Genomic DNA, 6,620 nt, shown 5'->3' with positions numbered 1-6,620 from the left:
CAGAAGGATGAGGAATATACTGGTGCTCGGGGGAACCCGTTTTTTTGGCAAGCGGCTGGTGAAACGGCTGCTTCAGGATGAAAATACACAGGTGACTATACTGACCAGGGGCATAGCAGAGAATGATTTCGGCGATCAGGTGATCCGTTTAACCGTTGACCGTTCGGATTCAGAAGCGTTGGCCGCGGCGGTGCATGGCCTGCACTTTGATATCGTCTATGACAATATCTGCTACTCCCCCGATGATGCAGCTGCAGCGGCCCGGATTTTTGCCAACCGCGCGGGGCGTTACATCCTGACCTCCAGCTTATCCGTATACGATCCAAGACCGGAAATGCTGAGTGAAGCGGACTTTGACCCTGAGACTTATCCCCTCCGGCTGGGTTCCAGAGAGGACTTCAACTATCAGGAAGGCAAAAGACTGGCTGAGACTGTGCTGCTGAGACAGAATGCTTTTCCTGTGGCAGCCGTCCGCTTTCCGATCGTCCTAGGGACGGATGATTATACACGGCGGCTGCATTTTCACATCGAGCATATCACCGGCGGCAAGCCGGTCGGGCTTCCGAATCCGGATGCTCTGATCTCGTTCATCCGATCCGATGAGGCTGCGGACTTCCTTTACTGGCTGGGCCTATCCTCGTTGACCGGACCCGTGAATGCCTGCTCAGACGGTGCAATAGCCATCCGGGATATTCTCTCGATGATCGAAGCTGTTACAGGGAAGCAGGCAATCACGCTAAGCGAAACAGCCCAAGAGGATATGTCTCCTTTCGGTATTGAGGAGTCTTGGGTTATGGATACAACAAAAGCCCGCTCAGCGGGCTTCACCTTCCTGTCTCTTGCCGAATGGCTGCCGGAGCTTGTCGCCCGGCTTCATGCCTCACTCAGCCATCGCGAGTAACGGTACGCTTGTCTCCTCCGGCTGCTTCCGGGCGTCGTTCATTGCCAGCAGCTGTCCACCGCCGGGGTTCGCAGCTTGACCCTCCTCAATCTTAAAAACATTGATTTCCTTGAACAGCCGCCGCGAGATTTCACTAATCTCCAGCGCCTGGCGGGCGATATCGTGAATGGCCTGATCCTGCTGTGTGCTGGAGGCATTCACTTCCTGAACGCCCGCCGCTGTCTGCTCAGCTACGGATGCTACCGAGTGGATCGATTCACCCAGCCGTGAATTGATCTTCCGGGTCTGCTCCACCTTGCTGTGAATCTGTCCGATCTGCCGGCTGATGCCGGCAATCGAATCGTCAATTGCCGTGAAGGAAGCAAGGGTTTCCGCAACCTGGGAATCCTGCTCCTCCAGGCTTTTTTTCGATTCCAGCATGTATGCTTCAAAGTCAGCCATGCTCTCCTGCAGCTCCCCGATAATCCGGCTGATCAGAATCGAGGAATCGCTTGTCTGTACCGATAAATGCCGGACTTCATCCGCGATCACGCCAAAGCCTTTTCCAGCCGCCCCTGCCCGGGCCGCTTCAATTGCCGCATTCAAGGAGAGGATATTGGTCTGCTTGGAAATCTCTGTAATGGAATTCGTAATCCGCGAAATATCTCCGGACTGCTCCACCAGCTTCTCAAGGGCCTGATACACCTTGCCGATGGAAGTACGGGACTTCTGTGATTTGCGCTGCAGCTCACTGATGGTTTCCGAGCCTTTGCGTGCATTCTGGTCAGCGCTCTGGCTTGTCGCAAGCATAACATCGGTATAATCCGTAATCTCCGCCACTTCCCGCTCCAGCTCCTGCAGCAATAGTGCACTCTGTTCAGACTGAACGGCCTGCTGATCCGCTCCTACCGAAATTTCCTGAATGGTCTTGACGATATCTTGATTGGTATGGGCAGTAACCGAAGAAGACTGCTGAAAGGACTGTGAGTAATCGGCCAGCGTTGAGGCTACCTGCACCGTCTGGCGCAGCATCTCGCGGACCCGCATGACCATATGGTCAAAATGGAAGCTCAACCGCCCCAGCTCATCATTATACGGTGAATTGATCTGCTGGCGCAGATCGCCTTCGGCGATTTTCCGCAGCGCAGCCTGCAGCTTGTCCACCGGAGACAGGAACGAACGGATCAGCAGCAGGGCCAGCACCAGCGTGAACGCGAATACTGCGATTGCAGCATACATAACTATGGATACGGTATGCTCCAGCAATGTAAAAGAAAGGGCCTGCGCCGCTTCCGCATTATCCGCTGCTGCCTTATACAGCTTCGCATTCCGCTCCAGCAGCGTTTGATTCAGTGCAAGCGCCTGCGTATGCAGCCCGTCAATCTGCTCCAGGACAGTTAACGGATCCAGATCGGTATTCTCCAGCGTATTCACCAATTCATTAACATACCCTGTATATTCATCCGCTTCAGTGCGCAGCTGCTGCAGATCTTTCCACGCGGAGGTTCGCTTGTCAAAATCCACTTTGGCCATAGCTGCCGCAAGCTGCAGCTGCTTATCCTTAAACGGCCCGGCCAGCTCTGCGTCACTGGATTCGGCCAGCGAAGTCTCCAGACTGTTCAGCTCCTGCAGCAGCTGAGTGATTGTAGAGACGGTGATTCTTTTTTCCATCTCGGACTTCTGCCGTTCCATCGACTGCTCCACTTGAGTAATCTTCTGCCCCTGAAGCAGCGCAACCCCCAAAAAGATAAGTGAAATTGCCGTAAAGCTAAGAATCAGCTTCCATTTCATAGATAAGTGCAGCCTACTTCTTTTCAAGACTATCATCCCTTCTGCTAGACCTCGGACCTGCTTATGTATATTCATGTCATATTTTCATTGTAGAAGCTGGATATTAAATTCTCTCCAGTGTTGTGTATGCGCATCGTAAAGTAATTGTTGCAATGCTGTTAACGCGGGCTAAAAGAAGGCCAACAAAAAAGACAAGCACCGCAGGCGGCACTTGTCTTCGGAACGTTTATGAGGGTTGACTTACTGATTTGCATTTTCATCCATATACATTACTTCCCACAGATGTCCGTCAAGGTCCTGGAAGCTCCAGGTGTACATAAAACCATGATCGGCCTTATCATTAAAAGGTTTCCCGCCGGCATCAAGTGCCTTCTGCACCAGCTCGTCCACCTGCTCTCTGCTTGAAGCCGCGAGGGCTACAATCACCTCTGTTTGCGCCGATGTGTCAACAATCGTTTTGGAGGTAAAGGTGTTAAAAAACTCCCGGGTCAGCAGCATGGCAAAGGTATTCTCATTAATGATCATGCAGGTTGCTTTCTCATCCGTAAACTGCGGGTTAAATTCAAAGCCTAAAGCGGTAAAGAATTCGATCGTCTTCTGCAGATTGGTCACTGGCAAATTCACAAAAAGCTGGCCTGCCTGAAATCCCATTCCCTGATCACCTCTCGCATGTAATGGAGTATTACTGTCCGATTATACCATGCAAGCAGCAAAATACCTAAAATTTGAAATGTGAGCTGCAGTCAGCAGATAACAGCTCCTATAGCATATTTTTTAGCAGCTTCGCCAGCATATGTGCAGTCTCTTCACGGGTAGCTGAAGCTTGCGGTGCAAAGTTAACCCTGCCTCCACCTGCCGCCTGACCGGATAGGATACCGGCCTGCTGGACAGCACTTACGGCATCCCGCGCATAGGGGCTGATGGCCGCCTGATCAGCGAATACAGCAGGGACGCTGCTTGCAGGCAGATTCCAGTTCATAGCATCCGCGAGACGGAGGATCATGACCGCCAGCTGCTCACGCGAGACCTCAGCCTTGGGCTCAAATTTGCCGTCTCCTGTTCCGTTGACGATGCCATTAGCATTCGCCCAGGAGACTGCCGCCGCATAATAATCCTCCGGCTTCACATCACTGAAGCTGCCTGCCGGGCTGCCCGGCTCCGCTCCGGCTAACCGGGCCAGCAGCAGTGCTGCATCCCCGCGGCTCAACTGGCTCTTGAGGCCGAACTGCTCGGCCGAGATTCCGGAGATGACTCCGCGGGCTGCCAGATATGTTATAGAATCCTTGGCATAGCTGCTTGCTGTATCCGTGAATAACGGCTTATTATAGCCCACCGCATAAACGGAGAAATGGGTGGTACGGAAGGTCAGCTGACCTGTCACTGCATTGTAGCTGCTGGCAGGAAGTACTGACAATCCGCCTCCTGCAGTTATTTGGTAAGCTGCTACCGCATGGACATCTTCACCTGCCGGGAGTGTGTATGGGATGCTGACCAACACACCCCCGCCACCGAAGCTGGAAATGTCCTTGCTTCCCGCTTGAACCGTAAGGCTCAGCACCGGCCGGCTGCCGATGATGCTGCCTGCCGCAGCACTGGCTCCGGCTGCAGCTGTAGTGAGATCCGTTCCGGCAATCGTCAGGCTGACCTCTTCCCCGCCTGCAGCCGTGTGAATCGCCGAAGCTGCAGTCCGGTCGAATGAAACGGTTCCCGGCCCGCCTGCGAATGTCACAGTCTTTAAGGAACTGCCGGCAAGTTCCGCCCAGGCTGCTGCAGGAATATTCAGGGTGATCTTCTGGCCAGCTTCTCCAGAAGCCGTGCGGAACACCAGCTCTGAGGCACCTGAAGTCTTCAGCGCCTCAAGTGCGGCAGTCACCACATCTGTGCTGACAGGGAAGGATATGCTTCCGGCTGCATCAGCTGCCGCCTTCACTTCCACAACCGCCTTGCCGCCCGTGACATTCACCGCTGTTTCCGGCTTGGTGACAACCGCTGGCATTCCACCGGAAGGCGCCGAACCCGGGTAACTAATGACCGGATTGGCTGCCGCTACCGTCACATGCGCCTGGGCGATACCATACCCATCCGCACTATATACGGAAACAACTGCTGTTCCCGCCGCGAGCGGACTAACCTTTCCGTTCTGGTCAACCGAGGCTACAGCGGAGTTGGAGGAGCTCCAGCTCAAGCCTTGACCTGTTTCACCTGCGGGTTGGACCGTTGCTTTTAGTTCTGCTGTGCTTCCGCCCGCCTGGAGCGACAAGGAGGTCTGATTCAAAGTCACCTTTGTCACATTTAATTGATAGACCGCCACTGTACCGCCGACTTCATTGGCTACCAGCACCAGCGGAAGCCCGGTCGGGCTGTCCGTTGCCGGGATGAATTCGATGCCTTCCGGACCTGTGTCGGTTGCCAGATTATTTTTCGGCGTAAACTCACGCGAATTGATGTAGTTTACAAACTGCGGCTGCTCCGGGTTCGTCACATCATAGGTCATCAGACCGCCGACGCGTTCCAACCCGACAAAGGCCAGCGCCTTCTGCCCCACCTTGCCGATTTTGACATATTCGGGCTCCGGACCTTTTTTGGTGCTGCGGCTGTCCAGGGTAGTGTTGCTGTTGCTGGCATTGAAGTACACCGGCAGACGCTGCGAAGTGATCTGCTCAAATTCACTGCCGCTGTCATACACCTGCTTCAGGGTTCCGGCATCCCATACGGAGAAGGAACGTGCGCCGTACAGATAAATGCCGTCATGCCCCATATCCGACATCACCTCTACGCTGTCATATTTCTTCTGTCCGTTCAGGAACTGTGCAGCTGCCGAATCCGGATTGAGTGAACTCTTCATGGAGCCGATGTTAGTGGCATTCTCCTTGCTGTCCCACTCGGTTGCATCCCCTTCATTAGCCGTGAACAGATAGGTTTTTCCGTTCACCGTGTACTGGCTGATGCCGTCCGGCATGTATACACCATAAAATGGAACATTCTCAAGATGAATCTGATTGTCCTTCACCAGATCAAGCGCATTGCGCGGATCGCTCAGATCCTTGAGTCCCAGACCTTTCACCCACAGAAGCTTGCCTGAGATTACATCAACCGCCGCCACTGCATTATTCTCCTGAAGGGAAACATAAGCCGTCTTCTGGTCATCGGACAGCTCGATGAATTCCGGCTCCAGATCACGTACGGCGTCTTCCTTAGCACCTTTACCGGTGATCAACTTGCTTACAGGGTCCACCGCACCGCGGATATGCACGAGATCATCAATGAGACCGGGATTATCGAACCTAACGGTTCTGGAAGTTCCAGTGACCGTATCGATGACCGTCACGCTGCCCTCCGGATCACCTGCCAGTGTACGCGGCTCGGCTTCATCTGCCGTAAGAATATACCGGCCATCCGCCGTATATTTAATCATATCCGGCTGGATACCGGCTTCGTAGGTTGTCAGCAGCTTACCGTCATAATCAAGGACAAGAATCTTGCCCTTCTTCATCGCATCTGCTTCCTGGACAGCCACAGCAATCCTGCTGGTCGCCGTGTTAATATCTACGCTGGTCAAATCCCCGTAGCTGAAGCCTCCAGCTTCGGATAGTGCCTCTACGTTGATGCTTGCTTCCTTCTCCGGATGTACGCCATCCTTCAGATTAACGATATCTACAGTCGCCGGTTGGGTTGAGCCATTGACCAGATAGAACTTCCCGTTGGCCCGGTTGTACTTGACGATCTCCGCCACGCCTCCGTCTTCGTTCGTGGTTCCCACAGCGTATCCGCCGATTTTCGTAACCTGGATGACATCTTTTGCCGGCTCCCCAGCTGCCTTCCCGACAACCAGTGAAAGGCTGCCTTCCGCCTTCACCGGAGGAACCGCGCTGTCATACACCGCGTAGCTCACCGTTGCCGTGCCTGCCGCAAGCGGAGTTCCGCTGATGATCCCCGATGCCGCGTCAAG

At 54.0% G+C, this 6,620-nt stretch carries 4 protein-coding genes; 1 reads left to right on the top strand and 3 read right to left on the bottom strand.

Features of this window, described 5'->3' with window-relative positions; translation table 11 throughout:
- On the top strand, positions 1–901 hold a 901-nt coding region (locus tag AQR02_RS06825; RefSeq protein WP_342447445.1), incomplete at its 5' end, for an NAD-dependent epimerase/dehydratase family protein.
- Here the strand turns inward: AQR02_RS06825 and AQR02_RS06820 are convergent.
- From AQR02_RS06820 to AQR02_RS06810, 3 genes are all read right to left on the bottom strand, one after another.
- Complete coding sequence (locus tag AQR02_RS06820) at positions 881–2,671, bottom strand: methyl-accepting chemotaxis protein (RefSeq protein ID WP_054939937.1); 1,791 nt, start codon at positions 2,669–2,671, stop codon at positions 881–883. The genes AQR02_RS06825 and AQR02_RS06820 overlap by 21 nt on opposite strands.
- A gap of 240 nt (positions 2,672–2,911) precedes the next feature.
- On the bottom strand, positions 2,912–3,322 hold the full coding sequence (locus AQR02_RS06815; protein WP_054939936.1) for a VOC family protein: 411 nt from the start codon (positions 3,320–3,322) through the stop codon (positions 2,912–2,914).
- A 109-nt stretch (positions 3,323–3,431) separates the two neighbouring features.
- Positions 3,432–6,620: choice-of-anchor I family protein (locus AQR02_RS06810; RefSeq protein WP_245237173.1), on the bottom strand; the 3,189-nt coding region annotated here is incomplete at its 5' end.

The sequence above is a fragment of the Paenibacillus ihuae genome (assembly GCF_001368795.1).
Lineage (GTDB): Bacteria > Bacillota > Bacilli > Paenibacillales > Paenibacillaceae > Paenibacillus_AQ > Paenibacillus_AQ ihuae.
This window is presented reverse-complemented; position numbering and strand designations above follow the sequence as displayed.

Excerpts from the sequence above, each read along its gene's own strand:
- AQR02_RS06820 (WP_054939937.1), bottom strand. The coding sequence starts at position 2,671 with ATGAAATGGAAGCTGATTCTTAGCTTTACGGCAATTTCACTTATCTTT.
- AQR02_RS06815 (WP_054939936.1), bottom strand. The coding sequence starts at position 3,322 with ATGGGATTTCAGGCAGGCCAGCTTTTTGTGAATTTGCCAGTGACCAAT.